Annotated in this window: 14 protein-coding genes; 11 read left to right on the forward strand and 3 right to left on the reverse strand. The window is 66.7% G+C overall.

The annotated features are described in order from the left end of the window. The first annotated feature begins 124 nt into the window (after positions 1 to 124). On the forward strand, positions 125 to 1,402 hold the full coding sequence (locus AC5O77_RS10625) for an NAD(P)/FAD-dependent oxidoreductase (RefSeq protein WP_125893497.1): 1,278 nt from the start codon (positions 125 to 127) through the stop codon (positions 1,400 to 1,402). A gap of 213 nt (positions 1,403 to 1,615) precedes the next feature. Then, positions 1,616 to 3,226: an MASE1 domain-containing protein gene (locus tag AC5O77_RS10630; protein WP_343205448.1), complete on the forward strand. Its 1,611-nt coding sequence runs from the start codon at positions 1,616 to 1,618 to the stop codon at positions 3,224 to 3,226. Positions 3,227 to 3,338: 112 nt separating this feature from the next. On the opposite strand, the gene AC5O77_RS10635 is transcribed toward AC5O77_RS10630, so the two are convergent. Continuing rightward, complete coding sequence (locus tag AC5O77_RS10635) at positions 3,339 to 3,725, reverse strand: hypothetical protein (protein WP_258015752.1); 387 nt, start codon at positions 3,723 to 3,725, stop codon at positions 3,339 to 3,341. 201 nt (positions 3,726 to 3,926) lie between these two features. Between AC5O77_RS10635 and AC5O77_RS10640 the strand changes: the two genes are divergently transcribed. Continuing rightward, positions 3,927 to 5,270, forward strand: a complete 1,344-nt coding sequence (locus AC5O77_RS10640; protein WP_494506794.1) for a diguanylate cyclase — start codon at positions 3,927 to 3,929, stop codon at positions 5,268 to 5,270. Positions 5,271 to 5,355: 85 nt separating this feature from the next. Then, the gene (locus AC5O77_RS10645; protein ID WP_012510567.1) at positions 5,356 to 5,817 is read left to right on the forward strand and encodes a bacteriohemerythrin; all 462 of its coding nucleotides are present in this window, start codon (positions 5,356 to 5,358) and stop codon (positions 5,815 to 5,817) included. Here AC5O77_RS10645 and AC5O77_RS10650 read toward each other — a convergent pair. Together AC5O77_RS10650 and AC5O77_RS10655 are read right to left on the reverse strand one after the other, a co-directional pair. Then, positions 5,798 to 7,099, reverse strand: a complete 1,302-nt coding sequence (locus AC5O77_RS10650; protein WP_494506795.1) for an MFS transporter — start codon at positions 7,097 to 7,099, stop codon at positions 5,798 to 5,800. The genes AC5O77_RS10645 and AC5O77_RS10650 overlap by 20 nt on opposite strands. Positions 7,100 to 7,233: 134 nt before the next feature. Beyond that, on the reverse strand, positions 7,234 to 8,730 hold the full coding sequence (locus AC5O77_RS10655) for an aldehyde dehydrogenase (RefSeq protein ID WP_494506796.1): 1,497 nt from the start codon (positions 8,728 to 8,730) through the stop codon (positions 7,234 to 7,236). 104 nt (positions 8,731 to 8,834) lie between these two features. On the opposite strand from AC5O77_RS10655, the gene aptA reads away from it, so the two are divergent. The 7 genes from aptA (at position 8,835) to AC5O77_RS10690 (ending at position 17,433) form a co-directional block, all read left to right on the forward strand. Then, entirely contained in the window at positions 8,835 to 10,187 is a 1,353-nt protein-coding gene (aptA, locus tag AC5O77_RS10660) for an omega-aminotransferase AptA (protein WP_494506797.1), read from the forward strand. Positions 10,188 to 10,250: 63 nt separating this feature from the next. Beyond that, positions 10,251 to 11,129: a plasmid replication/partition related protein gene (locus AC5O77_RS10665; protein ID WP_032127886.1), complete on the forward strand. Its 879-nt coding sequence runs from the start codon at positions 10,251 to 10,253 to the stop codon at positions 11,127 to 11,129. A gap of 118 nt (positions 11,130 to 11,247) precedes the next feature. After that, entirely contained in the window at positions 11,248 to 12,534 is a 1,287-nt protein-coding gene (locus AC5O77_RS10670) for a DUF445 domain-containing protein (protein ID WP_494506798.1), read from the forward strand. 291 nt (positions 12,535 to 12,825) lie between these two features. Further along, positions 12,826 to 15,051: a TonB-dependent siderophore receptor gene (locus AC5O77_RS10675; protein ID WP_494506799.1), complete on the forward strand. Its 2,226-nt coding sequence runs from the start codon at positions 12,826 to 12,828 to the stop codon at positions 15,049 to 15,051. 107 nt (positions 15,052 to 15,158) lie between these two features. After that, on the forward strand, positions 15,159 to 15,473 hold the full coding sequence (locus AC5O77_RS10680; protein WP_032127889.1) for a DUF3649 domain-containing protein: 315 nt from the start codon (positions 15,159 to 15,161) through the stop codon (positions 15,471 to 15,473). Continuing rightward, the gene (locus tag AC5O77_RS10685) at positions 15,470 to 17,107 is read left to right on the forward strand and encodes a PepSY-associated TM helix domain-containing protein (protein ID WP_478057118.1); all 1,638 of its coding nucleotides are present in this window, start codon (positions 15,470 to 15,472) and stop codon (positions 17,105 to 17,107) included. Before AC5O77_RS10680 ends, AC5O77_RS10685 begins: the two co-directional genes overlap by 4 nt. Next, on the forward strand, positions 17,104 to 17,433 hold the full coding sequence (locus tag AC5O77_RS10690) for a DUF3325 domain-containing protein (protein WP_478057119.1): 330 nt from the start codon (positions 17,104 to 17,106) through the stop codon (positions 17,431 to 17,433). The genes AC5O77_RS10685 and AC5O77_RS10690 overlap by 4 nt, the downstream gene beginning before the upstream one ends. The last annotated feature ends 101 nt before the right edge of the window (positions 17,434 to 17,534 follow it).

Here is a 17,534-nt window from a genome sequence, read left to right on the forward strand (position 1 = left end):
CCCGGCGAACGCGGCAAGTCGTCGCCGTCACACCATGGCCGTCACGCATCGGCGAAACTAAGCGCGTGAACGCTGATCGCCCTCCCCCGCTCCGCCCGTCCGTACTGCGCCCGCAAGGCCTGCGATGAGCGCCGCCTTCCCGCCCAGCTGGTACGCCGCCAGCTTGCCCGAGCCGCCCGCACTTCCCTCGCTGCAGGGGAATGTGCAGGCCGATGTCGCAGTGCTTGGCGCGGGCTACACCGGCCTGACCGCAGCACTGGAACTGGCTACGCGTGGCCAGCGCGTGGTGGTGCTGGACGCGCAGCGGATCGGTTGGGGCGCGTCCGGTCGCAACGGTGGCCAGGCGCTGGTGGGCTATGGCTGCGAGGTGGACGAGCTGGAGCGCCAGCTCGGCCGCGACGATGCACGCCACCTGTTCGACTGGTCGCGTGACGCGGTGCAGGCGATGCGCACCCGCATCGATCGCCACGGCATCGACTGCCATTGGGTGGAAGGCCATGCCAGCGTCGCCATCCGCGAACGGCATGAGCGTGAACTACTGGCCAACTGCGAGCACCTGCAGCGCCACTACGACTACCCGATGCAATGGTGGAACCGTGATGCCCTGCGCGCGCAGCTGGACAGCCCACGCTACCGCGCCGCGATGTTCGACCCGCTCAGCGCGCACCTGCAACCGCTGGCGTATGCACGCGGGTTGGCCGACGCGGCGCGCGCCGCCGGCGTGGTGATCCACGAGAACTCCGCGGTGACCCGCGTGCAGCGGGGACCACAGCCTTCCCTGCATACCGCTCAGGGCAGCGTGCGCGCTGCGCATCTGGTGGTGGCCGGCAACGCCTGGCTGCAGGGCCTGCTGCCCGTGCTGGAGCGGCGGATCATGCCGGTCGGCACCTATATCGGCGCCAGCGAACCGCTGGGTGCTGAACGCGCCCGGGCGCTGATCGGCAACAACATGGCCGTGGCCGACACCGCATGGGCTCTGGACTACTTCCGCCTCAGCCACGACCACCGGCTGCTGTTCGGCGGCCGCGCCAGCTACTCGGCCCTGCCCCCACCCGGCCTGCGCGGGGTGATGCAGCGGCGCATGCACCAGGTGTTCCCGCAGCTGGCCGACGTGGCACTGGACCAGGTCTGGGGTGGTTATGTGGACATTACCCGCAACCGCGCCCCGCATTGGGGTCGGCTGGACGGCAACCTGTACTTCGCGCAGGGGTTCTCCGGCCATGGGGTGGCCGCCGCCGGGCTGGCCGGCGAGGTGATCGCCGCCGCCATTGCCGGCCAGAGCGAGCGTCTGGACGTGTTCCAGCGCCTGCGGCACGCGCCCTTCCCTGGTGGGCGGCTGCTGCGGATGCCGCTGCTGGTGGCAGCGATGTCGTGGTACAAGCTGCGGGATGCGTTGTGGTGAAGCAGTGAGCTGACACGGAGAGATTCCGAAGAACCGGCAATTCCTGGTCCTCCACGGCATGTGAAGAGCACTCATCCAGGAGGGCGTGACGGAATTCTCATTTGATCGGCAGATCGCATCGGCAATTGCATTATCTATTTCATGCCGATACCGTCCCTCAGAACCGGGTCCCGCGGCGAATGGATACTGACAGGGAACGTACTAGAGGGAGATGTGCGATTGAACTGGTGGAATGAAGGCCTGCAGTTGAAGTTGCGTATCCGCCCGGCGGGGCTGGTCCTTGCGCTGTTGTACGCCATCGCATGCTGGGCGTCTCGTCAGTTGTCGCTCGACCAGTTCTACCTGCCCGCCGGCGTCCGCGTGGCTGCGGTGCTGTTGTTTCCCCCCCGATGGTGGCCGTATCTGCTGCTGGGCGAATACGCCTACTTTGCACAGATGCGCGTGCCAATGATCGAGAAGTATGGACTGGCCTGGATAGTGCTTGGTTCGGCACTGCTGATGCCTGCAGTGATGCTGATCGTGCATCTGCACCGGAAAATGATGGTGACCACGAAGAATGCGTGGCTGATTTCAGTCGCGGCGGCTTCGGCCATGGTCGTCACAGCGCTCAATCTGATGTTGGCGCACCTTCTGTGGCCGACACCGCCGGAGATGCCGGTGCTTGCCAGCATCGCGCGCTTGGTCGTTGGCGACTTCATCGGCATACTAACCCTTGCACCGCTTGCGTTGCTGTGGACACGCCGGACCGGCAACGCCCGTTGGACATCAGGTTTCGCCCCGCCTGCACTCGCTGCCCTGACGCTGATGGCGATGATTGGCCTGTATGCCGCACAGCTCCCCCTGGACGAAGCCAACGCCAAGACATCGATGCAGCTGCTGATGGCTCTGCCTGTCGTCGTGCTCACCTGTCTGTATGGCTGGCGAGGTGCGGCGATCGGAGTACCGTCGCTCAACCTGATCATTGGCCTGACCACCCCAAGCCCCTACACGGGTGCATTCGATCCAGCTGCGTTCGCGACCCAGCAGATCATGGCGGTCACCGGCGCTGCACTGCTGGTGTTAGGGTCGCGCATCACCCACTATTACCACCGTTCGCGATTGGGCGAAGTGGGTGAAAGAGATGCGCTCAAGCACGCGCGGAATTCACTGGTCGCAAGCGAGCTTGATCTCCGTGAGCGCGCGCGGCACCTGAGGAAGCTGGGGGACGGCATCGACACCTCGCTCGGCGAGGTAGTGAATTGGCTCAATGCGCATGGCCATCCCACGATAGCGAACAGTCTCCTGCATATGGCTTCGGTCCATTCGCGACAATTCCGCGAACAAACCAGCATGGTCTACCCCGCAGCATTGGAACATCTTGGGCTCTACGTCGCCCTACAGGCCGGCGGCGTACGCGAAACCTGGGACCTGAGCCATCGCGTGATGCGCCCTCGATTGCTCGGCGATCCCTGTCAGCTCAGTGTCGGCCTGCAGCTGGCCGCCTATCGCGCCCTCACCGATGCCGTTTCGCTGTTGATCAACAGTGAATCCGGCCAGATCAGCATCCGCGTGCGTTGCGGCAGGAGAGGAGGACGCCGCGGCATCCTGATGACGGTCGCACTGCTGGATTCATACCGCAGCCTGTCGCCGTCCACTGTCACCGCCACTGTCGAGCGCTTGGCTGGCCGAACGATTGCCTATGGCGGAACAGTGCAGTGCCATCGGAATCGGATACGAATGGCGATGGTGGAAACGGGGGACTCCGCCGCCATCGGCATTGCGTCGTTCAACGCTATGGATCACGTGACGACCTCCGGACAAGGAAACTCGCAGACCCAGATCTGATGGCCGGTGTCCGCCAAAAGGCCGGCCTTACCATAATCGCCCTCTGCCCGCGTTCATCGCGGCAAGCGCAGCGGCGCAGAAGATCCCGACGCCGCTGCGCACTTCTGCGCCTTTACGGTGTTTCAACCGACCAGATGACTTCGCCGCCACTACGATAACGCACCAGCGAAAAATCGCTGCCGCTGTAGATCTGCGAGCGGCTGGCGCCTGCCGGTATCTGGATCTTCTGCTGGGGCAGCGAAACCCTGGCCACATTGTTGCCTGCCGGCAGCACCCAGTAGGCCCCACCTGCGTTGCCGATGATCAACTGCACGTTTCCGAGGAGGTCGTTCACCTGCAAATAGGTGATGCCGTCACGCTGGAATCCATACAGCTGCCAGCTGGGATCCTGGCTGAGATTGACTGCAGCCGGACTGGCCTGCCCCAACCCAGCCGTAGCCAATGGCTTTCCATGAAAATCCGAGGGACCGCCCGCGATTGCCGGGGCAGCGGCAAGCATCAGAAATCCAGTGGCCGCACCAAAACATGAAAATCGCACAGTGACCTCCAGGTCGAAGTTGAAGTCGAGAACCTCCAGCTGATACTAACCGCTTCCCATCTGAGCAATAGGCCAAACGACGAGCACGGACGTTTTCGTCCTAAAGTTACACCCGAAACCGCCGCTATCCGTGCCGAGCCCTCCTTCGTGAGCCACCGCATCATGCCCGTCCTGCCGCAGGCCGCCGTCGATGGCGACCTGACCGATCCGCTGCCACAGCGGATCCTGCTGGTCGAAAACTCCCGTGCGTTCACCGGCATGCTGCGCGAGGCCATCGAGCAGCGCCTGGAACTGCCGGTGGTGATCGCCTCCACCCTGGCCGAGGCCGATCGCCTGCTGAGCGAGGGTGGCGGCTGGTTCCTGGTGCTGACCGGGTTGGTGCTGGCCGACGGCGACCGCGATGCGGTGGTCGAGTTCTTCCTCAAGCGCGACCTGCCGACCGTGGTGGTCAGCGGCGTGTACGACGAGGACCTGCGCAAGCGCGTGCTGCAGCAGCAGATCATCGACTACGTACTGAAGAACACCCCCGGCAGCATCGACTACCTGGTGTGGCTGGTACAGCGGCTGGAACGCAACCGTCGCATCGCGGCGCTGGTGGTGGACGATTCGCCGTCCGCGCGCGGCTATGCCGCCGCCCTGCTGCGTATGTACGGCCATGAGGTGCACGAAGCGGCCGATGGCAACGAGGGCCTGGCCGCGATCGAGGCGCATCCGGCGATCCGCCTGGCGGTGGTCGACCAGGAAATGCCCGGCATGCAGGGCGTGGAATTCACCCGCCGCCTGCGCACCCTGCGCTCGCGCGACAAGGTGGCGGTGATCGGTATCTCCGGCAACACCGACGCCTCGCTGATCCCGCGCTTCCTGAAGAACGGTGCCAACGACTTCCTGCGCAAGCCATTCTCGCGCGAGGAATTCTTCTGCCGGGTCTCGCAGAACGTGGACCAGCTGGAACTGATCGGCACCCTGCAGGACCTGGCCACCCGCGACTTCCTCACCGGCCTGCCCAACCGCCGCTGCTTCCTGGAACAGAGCCAGCGCCAGTTGCCGCAGCTGCAGCTGCATGGCCAGTGCGTGGCGGTGGCGATGATCGACATCGATCACTTCAAGCACATCAACGACACTCACGGCCACGAGGCCGGCGATGATGCGCTGCGCGCGGTGGCCGGTGCGGTGGCCGCGCATGCACGCAGCCAGGACCTGATCGCACGCTTCGGTGGCGAGGAGTTCTGCCTGCTGGTGCCGGACATGGAACAGGACGAGGCACTGCAGTACTTCGAGGAGCTGCGCCAGCGCATCGCCGCGCTGGAAGTGGACATCGGCACCGCGACGCTTCGCATGACCGTCAGCATCGGCCTGTGCTGCCTGCGCCCGCAGCGCGATGCGCTGCACCGGCTGATCTCCGAGGCCGACCGCCAGCTGTACCTGGCCAAGGCCGGTGGCCGCAACCGGGTCAGCTGCACCACGGTGGCCAGTCAGCTGCGCCCCCGCGAGCCCGCCCTGCCCTGACCGGCCTGCTTTGATCCAGATCAACGCCGCCCAGTCGCGGCGGCCCTACAGTCGGCCCCGACATACGCATGAAGGGGAGCCGGGGATGGCACTACTGGTCTGGCAGGACGATCTGAACATCGGCATCGATGTGATCGACCAACAACACCGCCGCATCATCGAAATGCTCAACCACCTGCACGTGGCACAGACCAGCATGCAGCGTGCGGCAGTGGGTGAAGTCATCGACGAGGTGGTGGACTACACCATGTCGCACTTCGCGTTCGAGGAAGAGCTGATGGAGGAAGCGGGCTATCCGTTCTGTGCCGCGCACAAGCGCGTGCATGAGGTCTTCATCAAGCGCGTGGCCGAGTACCGGCTGCGCTTCCAGGCTGGCGAAGACATCAGCGACGAGCTGCGCACCATGCTCTCGCGCTGGCTGTTCAACCACATCCGCGGCGATGACCAGGCCTACGCCGATCAGGTCAAGGCACACCTGAACCAGTTCGCCCGCGAACACCAGAGCGGCGGCTGGCTGGGGCGCACGCTCAAGCGCTTCTTTGGTTGAGCCGCAGTGCGCGCCGATGCAGCGCGATCAGCGCGCACAGGGTCGCCACCGCGGTCAGGCACAGGTAGTAGCCCACCGCGACCAGGCCGAAGCGTTCAGCCAGCCAGGTGGCCAGGTAGGGCGCCGGTGCCGCACCCAGGATGCCGGCCAGGTTGAACGACAACGAGGCACCGGTATAGCGCACTTCCACCGGGTAGATCTCGGCCAGGAAGGTGCCACAAGGGCCGTAGGTCAGGCCCATCAGGAACAGGCCCAGGCACAGGAAGCCGGTGACCAGCCACGGGCTGTCCGGCTGGAACAGCGGTGCGAACAGCACACCGAAGCCGACGATCAGTACGCTGGCGACGATCATCGTGCGCCGCGTGCCCCAACGGTCGCCATAGCGCGCCGACAGCGGGATACCCAGCGCGAAGAACAGCATGCCGGCCATCTGCATCAGCAGGAACTGCTCGCGGCTGTAGCCCAGCACCGCGGTGCCATGGCCGAGACTGAACACCGTCATCAGGTAGAACAGCACGAAGGTGGCGAACGCACCCAGCGTGCCCAGCAGCATCGGCACCGGATGGTCACGCAGTACCGTCCACATCGGCAGCCGCACCGGCGCCTTGCGCTCCAGCGCTTTCTTGAAATCGGGCGTCTCGTGGATGTTCAGGCGCACCCACAGGCCAAGGCCGACCAGCAGAGCGCTGGCCACGAACGGGATACGCCAGCCCCACTGCAGGAAGTCGTCCTGGCTCAGGCAACGGCCGAGCACCAGGAAGATGCCGGCTGACAGCAGGAAGCCCAGCGGTGCGCCCAGCTGCGGGAACATGCCGTACCAGGCGCGCTTGCCCGGCGGCGCGTTCTCGGTGGCCAGCAGCACCGCCCCACCCCATTCGCCACCCAACCCCAGGCCCTGGCCGAAACGGCACAGCGCCAGCAACGCCGGGGCCCACAGGCCAATCTGCGCGTGGGTTGGCAGCAAACCGATCAGCACCGTGGACAGGCCCATGGTCAGCAGCGCGGCCACCAGCGTGGCCTTGCGGCCGATACGGTCACCGAAGTGGCCGAATACTGCCGAGCCCACCGGACGCGCGATGAACGCGACCGCGAACGTTGCCAGTGACTGCAGCAGCGCCGCCTGTTCGCTGCTGTCCGGGAAGAACAGGTGCGGGAACACCAGCACCGCGGCCGTGGCGTAGATGTAGAAATCGAAGAACTCGATGGTGGTGCCGATCAGGCTGGCCAGCAGGACTCGACTGGGGGAATTCACGGAAGGCGCGGCAGCGGTGATCGTCGACATCGGCAACACGGGTAACGGCGGATCGCCCGATTCTGCCACGGGCCGGTGGCCGCACGGGGCGATGGTTTCAACCGACACCGATGCCAACAAGGATGGCAGGCGCCATTCTTCTGCAGCGTCGAGCAGCCGCGTCGTTACAGCTGGATCCAGGTGGCCTTGATCTCGCTGTACTTGTCGAACGCATGCAGTGACTTGTCCCGGCCGTTGCCGGACTGCTTGTAACCACCAAACGGTGCGGTCATGTCGCCGCCATCCCAGCCGTTCACCCAGACGCTGCCGGCGCGCAGCTGGCGCGCAACCCGATGCGCGCGGCCCAGATCGCGTGTCCAGAGACCGGCGGCCAGTCCGTAGCGGCTGTCGTTGGCCACGCGCACGGCTTCGGCCTCGTCGTCGAAACCGAGCACCGCCAGCACCGGCCCGAACACTTCCTCGCGTGCCAAGGCCTGCTCCGGGCGCACCTGGTCGAACACCGTGGGCTGCACATAGCTGCCACCCGCCTCCACCTCGGCACGATGCCCGCCCAGCAGCAGGCGGGCACCTTCAGCTTCGGCGCGTGCGATATCCCGCATCACCTTGTCCAGATGCGCGGCGTCCACCAGCGCGCCCATCGGCGCGTCGGCGTCCAGCGGATGCTGCGGCTGCATGTGCTGGCCATAAGCAACCACCTGGTGCACGAAATCCTCACGGATCGAGCGCTGCACCAGCAAGCGCGACCCGGCGGTACAGACTTCGCCCTGGTTGAAGAAGATGCCCTGCGCCACGGCCTTGGCCGCCGCGTCCAGATCGGGAGCGTCGGCGAACACCACGTGCGGGCTCTTGCCGCCGCATTCCAGCCAGACCCGCTTGAGGTTGGATCGCCCGGAATGCTCCAGCAGCTTCGCGCCGGTGGCAGTGGAACCGGTGAACGCCAGCACATCCACGTCCATGTGCAGGGCCAGCGGTTCGCCAACGCGCGCGCCATGGCCCGGCAGCACGTTCAGCACGCCCTCCGGCAGGCCCGCCTCGGCGGCCAGCGCCGCCAGCCGCAGCGCACTCAGCGGCGACCGCTCCGAAGGCTTGAGCACCACCGAGTTGCCCATCGCCAGCGCCGGCGCGATCTTCCAACAGGCCATCAGCAACGGGAAATTCCACGGCACGATGGCCGCCACCACGCCCGCGGCTTCGCGGGTGACCAGTCCGAGTTCGTGCGGGCCAGTCGGCGCGATCTCGCCGTACAGCTTGTCCACCGCTTCGGCGGTCCAGCTCAGGCACCGCACCACGCCGGGCAGGTCGATACGGCGTGCGTCACGCACCGGCTTGCCCATGTCCAGGGTTTCCAGCAGGGCCAGTTCATCGGCGTGCGCTTCCACCAATGCTGCCAGCGCCAGCAGCACGCGCTTGCGATGGGCCGGGCTCGCCTGCGACCAGTGGCCCGCCTCGAAGCTGCGCCGCGCGGCCAGTACCGCGCGTTCGACATCCTGCGCGTCGCAGTCGGCAACCGCACCCAGCACGCGACCATCGATCGGGCTGATGCAGTCGAAGCGGGCGCCGCTGGCGGCATCGACATATCGGCCATCGATGAAGGCCTGGCCCGGCATCGAGAGCTGAAGGGACAGCGCCTGCCAGTGGCTGCGGTCGGGGAAATCGGCCATGGGAAACTCCAGCGGTCAACGAGCTTTGGTTATACCGGGACCGCCGCGACTCCACCGTGACGCGGCTGCGCTACATTCGTCGCATCGGACCCGATGGAGCTGGCATGAAGCGTCCCGAAAGCGACCTGCACGACCTGGCCACCCAGCGCCCCGAGTCACTGGACGCGTACTGGATGCCGTTCACCGCCAACCGCCAGTACAAGGCCGCGCCGCGCATGCTGGTACGCGCCGAAGGCATGCACTACGAGGACGTTGACGGCCGCCAGATCCTCGACGGCACCGCAGGCCTGTGGTGCTGCAACGCCGGCCACGCCCGCCCGCGCATCGTCGAGGCCATCGTCGAGCAGGCACGCACCCTCGACTATTCGCCGGCCTTCCAGATGGGCTCGCCGCCGGCCTTCGCGCTGGCGCAGCGGCTGGCCGCGCTGGCGCCTGCCCTGCTCAACCATGTGTTCTTCACCAGCTCCGGTTCCGAGGCGGTGGATACCGCGATGAAGATCGTGCTGGCCTACCATCGCCAGCGTGGCGAGGGCCAGCGCACCCGCTTCATCAGCCGCGAGAAGGCCTATCACGGGGTCGGCTTCGGCGGCATGGCGCTGGGCGGGCTGCCCAACAACCGCAGGCCGTTCGGCCTGCAGCTGGGTGGCGTGGACTACCTGCGGCACACCCTGGACCTGCAACGCAATGCGTTCAGCAAGGGCCTGCCACGCCAGGGTGCGGAGCTGGCCGACGACCTGGAGCGGCTGATCGCGCTGCACGATGCCTCGACCATCGCGGCGGTGTTCGTCGAGCCCATTGCCGGTTCGGCCGGGGTGATTCTGCCCGCGCCCGGCTACCTGCAGCGCCTGCGCGAGCTGTGCGACCACCACGGCATCCTGCTGGTGTTCGACGAGGTCATCACCGGTTTCGGCCGGGTCGGCATGCCCTTCGCCGCGCAGCGCTTCGGGGTCACCCCGGACCTGCTGACCTTCGCCAAGGCGGTCAGCAACGGCGCGGTACCGCTGGGTGGCGTGCTGGCCAGCGACGCCGTGCATGCAACCCTGATGCAGGCACCGCCGCAGGCCATCGAGCTGTTCCATGGCTATACCCATTCCGGCCATCCGCTGGCCTGCGCCGCAGCGCTGGCCACGCTGGAGGTCTATGCCGAGGAGCGTCTGTTCGAGCGTGCCATCGAGCTGGGCGAATACTGGCAGGAACGGCTGCATGCGCTGCAGGGCCTGCCCAACGTGATCGACATCCGCAACTTCGGGCTGGTCGGCGCGGTCGAGCTGGCGCCGCGCCGCGATGCCCCCGGCAGCCGTGGCTACGAGGTGTTCCGGCGCTGCTTCCAGGACGGCCGGCTGCTGGTGCGCTGTACCGGCGACATCATCGCGCTGTCGCCACCACTGATCGTGGACAAGGCGCAGATCGACCAGATCACCAGCACCCTGGGCGAGATGATCCGGGCCACCGCCTGAGCCCGGGCCGGCGGTGGCGAGCGGGTACAATGCGCGGTTCCGCTCCTGCTCGCTGCCGTGCCCATGGATATCGTCGTCAAAGAAGAACTCAAGGCCTACATCGACCCGCTGACCGCGGACGAACATGACGCGCTGGAGCGCAGCATCCTGGCCGAAGGCTGCCGCGATGCGCTGGTGCTGTGGGGTGATGTGCTGGTCGATGGTCACAACCGTTTCGGCATCTGCCAGAAGCATGGCCTGCCCTTCAATACCGTGCAGAACACCCGCTTCCAGAGCATGGAAGACGTGCACCTGTGGATGATCGAGCAGCACCTGGGCCGCCGCAGCGTGTCCGACTTCCAGCGCGGCGTGCTGGCGCTGCGCAAGCGCGACATCCTGGCCGCCCGCAAGCAGATCGAGCAGGCGCAGCTGCAACGCGAGAGCGACGGCACCGCCGAAGCCATCGAGGACGCGGGTGAGGACAGCCCGCCGTGGGAACCGGCACCGAAGATCAGCCGCGCCGAGCTGGCCCGCGAGGCCAAGCTGAGCACCAGCCAGGTCGGCATGATCGAACGCATCCACGCCCAGGCCGCGGCCGAGGTGGTGGAAGCGGTGAAGGCCGGCGTGATCTCGATCAGCGCTGCTGCTGCCGTGGCCGACCTGCCGGAAGACGAGCAGCGCGCCGCTGCCGCCGGTGGCAAGGATGAGCTGAAGCAGGCCGCCAAGCGCGTGCGCGAGTCCAAGCGCAAGCCGCGCGCACCGAAGCCGGAAGCAGCCGAGATGGACTTCGAGGAAGCGGACGAAGAGCAGATCGCCAGCCGCGACGCCGAGGTGCTGTCGGCACTGGAGCAGCTGGGCGAGGATGCCCCGGCGCTGCGCCGCCGCGTGGTCGCCCTGACCCGCGAGAACGACACCCTGCGCGCGCAGCTGGCTGCGTTGCGCAAGCAGCTCGAAGCGCTCTGAACCAACGGGTAGTGCCGGCCGCTGGCCGGCAACCCCATGAACGTTCCGGGTGCGTTGCGGATGCCGGCCAGCGGCCGGCACTACCAGATGCTCATGCCGTGCCGGTTAGACTTCCGGCATGACGTCTGCCAACGATCCGCGCCGCGCACAGCTGCGGCGCCTGAAAGCCCTCGCGCTGGGACTGCTGCTGTTGATGCTGGCCGGTTTCGCGGTCAGCCACTGGCAGGGCGAGCGCGGCATCTGGGCCTGGGTCTCGGCCTTCTGCGAAGCAGCGGCCGTCGGCGCACTGGCCGACTGGTTCGCGGTCGTCGCGCTGTTCCGGCGGCCGATGGGCCTGCCGATCCCGCATACGGCAATCATCCCACGCAGCAAGGAACGCATCGGCGACAGCCTGGCGCTGTTCGTGCGCGACCAGTTCCTGGAGCCGGGTGTGCTGCTGGCCAAGCTGCAGGTGTTCGATCCGGCCAGCCGCCTCGGCAGTTGGCTGGCCGATCCGGCGCGCTCACGGATGCTGGCCGACATGGCCCGCGGCTGGGCCTTGCAGGCACTGGACTTCTTCGACGAAACCGCGGTGCGCCGGCAGCTGCACGCCTTCGTGGTGCAGCAGCTGCGGCAGTGGAATGCCGCCGCCACCGCCGGTGAGCTGCTGGCCCTGCTGACCGCCGATGGGCGCCACCAGCGCGTGCTGGACGAGGGCCTGCAGCGCTTGGGACGCTGGCTGGAGCAGCCGGAAGTGAAGGAGCGCGCCTCGCAGCTGATCGTGCGTTACATCCAGCGCGAGTGGCCGACGCTGTCGAGCACGGTGAACTGGGTCAAGCCGATCGATGAGATCGGCGACAGCCTGGCCGAGCGACTGGCGCGGGCGGTGCTGGAAGAACTGCAGCAGGTGCTGGCCGAGCCGCAGCATCCGCTGCGCCAGGACTACGAGAGCTGGCTGCAGAACTACGTGCAGCGCCTGCGCGAGGACCCGGTCCTGGCCGAGCGCATCGAACAGCTCAAACAGGAAATGATCGACCACCCTGCCCTGCAGGAGTACGTGCAGGGGCTGTGGGCGCGCATCCATGCCAGCCTGCGTGCCGACCTGCAGCGTGAGGATTCGGCGCTGGTCGGCCACCTGCAGCGCAGCCTCGCGTCACTGGGCAGCAGCCTGCAGGCCGACCCGGCCCTGCGCGACGCGCTGAACCAGCATCTTCTGGAGGGCGCCCAGCGCCTCACCGGCCGCCTGCGCGAAGGCGTGACCACGCATATCGCGCAGACCGTGAAGAGCTGGGACGAACGGCATCTGGTCGAACAGCTGGAACTGAGCGTGGGCCGCGACCTGCAGTTCATCCGCTTCAACGGCACCCTGGTGGGCGGCCTGATCGGCCTGCTGCTGCACGCCGCGACGGTGGTGTTCAGGTTCTAGGACCCCATCCGGCAGTCGATCCACGCCCTGCGTGGAGACGGAATTCGTCACGCTTGATTAACGAAATGCGAATGCCTATCATTTGCCGATCGGTTGTACGCTTAGCCAAGCGGGGCACGGAAGCACGCACCCACCCGCCCCTTCGCCCGTGTACATCCCCCGACTACCGGGTCGCCCGCACCAAGCGGGTGGCGCACCGTCGATGGGACTCGCTGGGCGACGTGCGCGGAGCGCACGGCTGCTGTGTCTGCGCATTCCATCGCTTGTTTCGTCCTGCATGGAATCGCACCGATGGCAATGCCGCTGAACCACCCTCGTCCCACTCTGCTGGCCCTGGCCGTGACCGCACTGATGATCGCCCCGCTGGCCCACGCCGACGGCACTGCCGATCCTTCCGCGCGCACGCTGGATACGGTCCAGGTCACCGCTGACGGCGATATCGTCGACAGCTATACGGTCAAGCGTGCCAGCACGGCCACCAAGCTCGGCCTGTCGCTGCGCCAGACGCCGCAGTCGATGACCGTGGTCACCCGCCAGCGCCTGGACGACATGGGCCTGTTCTCGCTGTCCGATGTGATGGGCCAGGTCACCGGCGTGGCGGTATCGGTTACCGACAGTGAGCGCATCAACTACGTCTCGCGCGGCTACAACATCACCAATTTCCAGGTCGATGGGATGCTCAACACCTTCGGTGGGTACATCAAGACCAACACCGACAGCGTGATCTATGACCGCATCGAAGTGGTGCGCGGCGCAACCGGCCTGACCACCGGTGCCGGCGATCCCTCGGGCACCATCAACTTCGTGCGCAAGCGTCCTACCGACAGCTTCCAGATAAGCGCCAACCTGACCCTCGGGCGTTGGGGCAACCAGCGCCTGGAGGCCGACCTCGGTGGCCCGGTTGCGCTCGACGGCCGCATCCGCGCGCGCGTGGTGGCGGCCAAACAACAGAGTGACTCGTTCCGCGATGTCTACAAACTGGACAAGGACGTGTTCTACGGCATCGTCCAGGCCGACATCACCGACACGACCCTGCTCGAGGCCGGCTACGAATACCAGTCGCCGCGCACCACGGGCGTGACCTGGGGCGTGGTGCCGTACTGGGGGTCCGATGGCCAGCCCGCCAACCTGCCGCGCTCGACCAACCTGTCCGCCCGCTGGAGCAGTTGGCCGATCATCGAAAAGAGCGCATTCGCACGCCTTGAGCAGCAGTTGGGCAACGGCTGGACCGCGAAGGCCGCCTATACCCGCTCCAAGCGCGAAACCGACGGTGCGGTGTGGTACGGGGCCTCCGGCTACCCGAATGCCGATGGCAGCGGCATCAGCGCCTTCGTCGGCAGCTTCGGCGAGAACGGCGATATGCAGGTGTTCGACTTCAACGTTGGCGGTCCGTTCCGGCTGTTCGGCCGGGAACACGAGCTGGTGCTCGGTTTCGGCCAATCGGTGCGCAAGGGTGACGTGCCTGCCACCGACACTGCTGCCTACCCGGACAGCTACACCCGTGTACCGGATTGGCATCGCTGGAACGGCGACGTCGCGCCGCTGCAGGTCACCCGCCTGGGCTATCTGGCTTCTGAAGACGAACTGCGCCAGCGCGCGGCCTATCTGGCGACGCGCCTGCAGCTGGCCGATCCGTTGACCGCGGTGCTCGGCGCGCGCTACGGCAGCTGGGAAACGCGCACCTGGAACTACACCCATGACGCCGCCGGTCGCCTGACCGATACGCGTCGCGGCGGCTACAAGCCGGACGACTCGCTCACTCCGTATGCCGGCTTCATCTACGACTTCAACCGCTACTTCAGCGGCTACGTCAGCTACACCGACATCTTCCAGCCGCAGAACTACCGTGACCGGGACAACAACTACCTCGAACCGGTGGTCGGTGACATGTGGGAGGCCGGCGTCAAGGCCGAGTTCTTCGACGGTCTGCTGAATGCTTCCGCGGCCGTGTTCAAGGGCCAGAAGGACAACGTTGCCGAGCTCGACGACTCGGTGCCGGAAAACTCGCTGCCGGGTGGGGTCAGTGCCTACCGCTCCACCGGCAAGGGCAACAAGGTCAAGGGCTGGGAGATCGAAGCACAAGGCAGCCTTGGTGAGAACTGGAACCTCGCGGCCGGCTTCACCCACACCGTCAGCCGCAATGCGCAGGGCGTGCGCCAGAACACCGTCGTCCCGGTCGATCTGTTCCGCCTCAACGCCAGCTGGCGACCGGGCGGTGCTGAAGGCCGCTTCTGGCTGGGCGGTGGCGCCACCTGGCAGAGCGGTATCTGGAGCCTGAGCAACAAGCCGCGTGCGGATTTCCTGACCAGCGGCAAGCGCGACCGCGTGGCAATCGAACAGGGCGACATCTACCTGCTCAACCTGTCGGCGGGCTATCGCTTCAACGAGAACTTCACCGCGCAGATAAACGTGAACAACCTGCTCGACAAGAAGTATTACAACCGCGTCGGTTTCTATGACGGCGTGTTCTGGGGCGAACCGCGCAATGTGACGATGACACTGCGCTGGAAGCTCTGACCCTCGATGGATGGCACCGGTTCTGCGACCGGTGCCCGGCCACGGATGGCCAACCCCGGCGCGCTGCGGTGCGCCGGTTCCTTTTCACTGAAACCTGCAGGAACGCCGTGGACCGCTCGCCCGCAACCGCCAGCCCCCGCACCTTCTTCTCCAACCCGCGCTGGGGCGTGCTGTCACGCTCGCTGGCGGCGATCTTCGGCGGCTACGCGCTGGCTTCCGTGACCAGCGTATTCTGCGCGGTGGCGCTGCCCGGCGCACGTGGCCAGACCGTGCTGACCGGCATGCTGCTGGCCATTCTGGTGGCCGCCTGCGCGGCGCTGTGGGCGTTCGCCACCCGCAGTGCGCTGCGTGCGTGGGTCGGCATCCTCGCCCCCACCCTGCTGATGGCAGTCATCGCGCGCATGCTGGGGGCTTGGGCATGAAGAACGGATTCCGCCAGTCGATGGCCTGGCTGCACACCTGGACCGGCCTGCTGGTCGGCTGGTTGCTGCTGCTGATCTTCATGGCCGGCACGGCCAGTTACTACCGCGAGGAAATCAGCCGCTGGATGCGTCCTGAGCTGCCCTCCAGCAACGTCAGCATCGACGTCGCCGCGCAGCGTGCCGTGGATTACCTGCAGGCCAATGCCGCGCAGGCCGAGAACTGGTTCGTAACGTTGCCGCAGCCGCGCAATCCCGCCATGCAGATGTTCTGGCGGCTGCCGCCGGAGCTGGCCGACCCCAGCCGTGGCCGTCGAGGGGGCTTCGGCGACGCAACACTGGACCCGAACACCGGGCAGGCGCTGAAGGCCCGCGAGACCCGAGGCGGTGATTTCTTCTACCGCCTGCATTTCGACCTGCACTACATCCCGGTGCTGTGGGCGCGCTATCTGGTCGGCTTCTGCGCGATGTTCATGCTGGTGGCAATCATCACCGGCGTCATCACCCACAAGAAAATCTTCAAGGACTTCTTCACCTTCCGCAAGGACAAGGGCCTGCGTTCCTGGCTCGATTTCCACAACGTCAGCGCGGTGATGGCCCTGCCCTACCACGCGATGATCACCTACACCGGCATCGTCACCCTGATGATCATGTACCTGCCGTGGGGCGTGAAGGTGGCCTACCCGCAGGACGAGGATGCCTTCTACAGCGAGGCCTTCGGTGGCATGCCGGAGGTGACTGCACCTGCCGAAGGCCGCGCCACCCCGCTGCCGATCGCGCAGCTGCTGGACAGCGCGCGTGCACACTGGCACGGCGTGGAAGTGGCCGGCTTCACCGTGTCCAACCCCGGCGCGGCCAATGCAGTGATCGACATCCGCCAGCGTGACGGCAAGCGCCTGTCCACCGACACCCCGGCCGTGCGCTACGACATGGTCAACGGCACGCTGCTGGAAGAAACACCGCCTTCCGGTGGCGCCACCGCCACCCGCGGCGTGCTGTACGGCCTGCACCTGGCGCGCTTCGCCGACTGGGGCCTGCGTGCACTGTTCTTCCTGTCCGGACTGGTCGGCTGCCTGATGGTGGCCAGCGGCGTGGTGCTGTGGGCGGTGAAGGAACGGCCCAAGCACGCCAAGAGTGGCCGCACAGGCTTCGGCCTGCGCCTGGTCGATGCGTTGAACATCGGTACCGTGGCCGGCCTGCCGATCGCCTTTGCAGCGTACTTCTGGGGCAACCGCCTGCTGCCGCTGGACATCGCCGAGCGCTCCAGCGCCGAGGCCAACGTGTTCTTCTACGCCTGGGGCGCGGCACTGCTGGCCGCCTTCATCTGGCCGAAGCGGATGATGTGGGCCTGGCAGCTGTACCTGGGCGCAGCCGCGTTCGCGCTGGTGCCGGTGGTCAATGCGCTGACCACGCATGCGCACCTGGGCAACACCATGCGCAACGGGGACTGGGTGCTGGCTGGCTTTGATCTGTCGATGATCGCGTTCGGCGCGATGCTGGCGCTGTGCGGCTGGCGCATGCAGCGCTGGACACCACCGCTGAGCGCGGCCGAGAAGAAGAAGCGTGCAGCGGCGGCGGTGGCGCCCAAGGCCCCGGTGGACGCTGCAGAAACCGCCGAAGCGGAGGCCAGCGCATGATGCTGCTGGCGTTGACCCTGTCGTTCTCTGCGTTCACCGCGCTGTCGCTGGCGATGGAGAAGCACCAGCACGACCTGCACGGCAAGGCTGCAGCCACCTCGGCACGGCGCACGCAGTGGCGGGTGCTGGGTTGGGTGCTGCTGACGGTAGCGTTTGCACTGTGCGTGGTCGACCACGGCTGGGCGATGGGCCCGGTGCTGTGGCTGGGCGTGATGACCGTGGGCGGCGTGGTGCTGTCGTTCGGGTTGTACCCGTACCGGCCGAAATGGATCGCGCCGCTGGCGATCGCGCTGCCCGTGGCCGGGCTGCTGGTGGCGTTGCTGTAACCGCCATCCACGCATGGCGTGGATCTACTGAACAGCCCTCCACGCATGGCGTGGATGTACCGGCCAAATATGGGGAGTGCCGGCCGCTGGCCGGCATCCCA

It is taken from the genome of Stenotrophomonas sp. INTA L402-1, assembly GCF_059295135.1.

Bases quoted from the DNA above. Each gene is read 5' to 3' on its own strand.
- AC5O77_RS10625 (WP_125893497.1), top strand. From the start codon at position 125: ATGAGCGCCGCCTTCCCGCCCAGCTGGTACGCCGCCAGCTTGCCCGAG.
- AC5O77_RS10635 (WP_258015752.1), bottom strand. From the start codon at position 3,725: ATGCTTGCCGCTGCCCCGGCAATCGCGGGCGGTCCCTCGGATTTTCAT.
- AC5O77_RS10640 (WP_494506794.1), top strand. From the start codon at position 3,927: ATGCCCGTCCTGCCGCAGGCCGCCGTCGATGGCGACCTGACCGATCCG.
- AC5O77_RS10645 (WP_012510567.1), top strand. From the start codon at position 5,356: ATGGCACTACTGGTCTGGCAGGACGATCTGAACATCGGCATCGATGTG.
- AC5O77_RS10650 (WP_494506795.1), bottom strand. From the start codon at position 7,099: ATGTCGACGATCACCGCTGCCGCGCCTTCCGTGAATTCCCCCAGTCGA.
- AC5O77_RS10655 (WP_494506796.1), bottom strand. From the start codon at position 8,730: ATGGCCGATTTCCCCGACCGCAGCCACTGGCAGGCGCTGTCCCTTCAG.
- aptA (WP_494506797.1), top strand. From the start codon at position 8,835: ATGAAGCGTCCCGAAAGCGACCTGCACGACCTGGCCACCCAGCGCCCC.
- AC5O77_RS10665 (WP_032127886.1), top strand. From the start codon at position 10,251: ATGGATATCGTCGTCAAAGAAGAACTCAAGGCCTACATCGACCCGCTG.
- AC5O77_RS10670 (WP_494506798.1), top strand. From the start codon at position 11,248: ATGACGTCTGCCAACGATCCGCGCCGCGCACAGCTGCGGCGCCTGAAA.
- AC5O77_RS10675 (WP_494506799.1), top strand. From the start codon at position 12,826: ATGGCAATGCCGCTGAACCACCCTCGTCCCACTCTGCTGGCCCTGGCC.
- AC5O77_RS10685 (WP_478057118.1), top strand. From the start codon at position 15,470: ATGAAGAACGGATTCCGCCAGTCGATGGCCTGGCTGCACACCTGGACC.
- AC5O77_RS10690 (WP_478057119.1), top strand. From the start codon at position 17,104: ATGATGCTGCTGGCGTTGACCCTGTCGTTCTCTGCGTTCACCGCGCTG.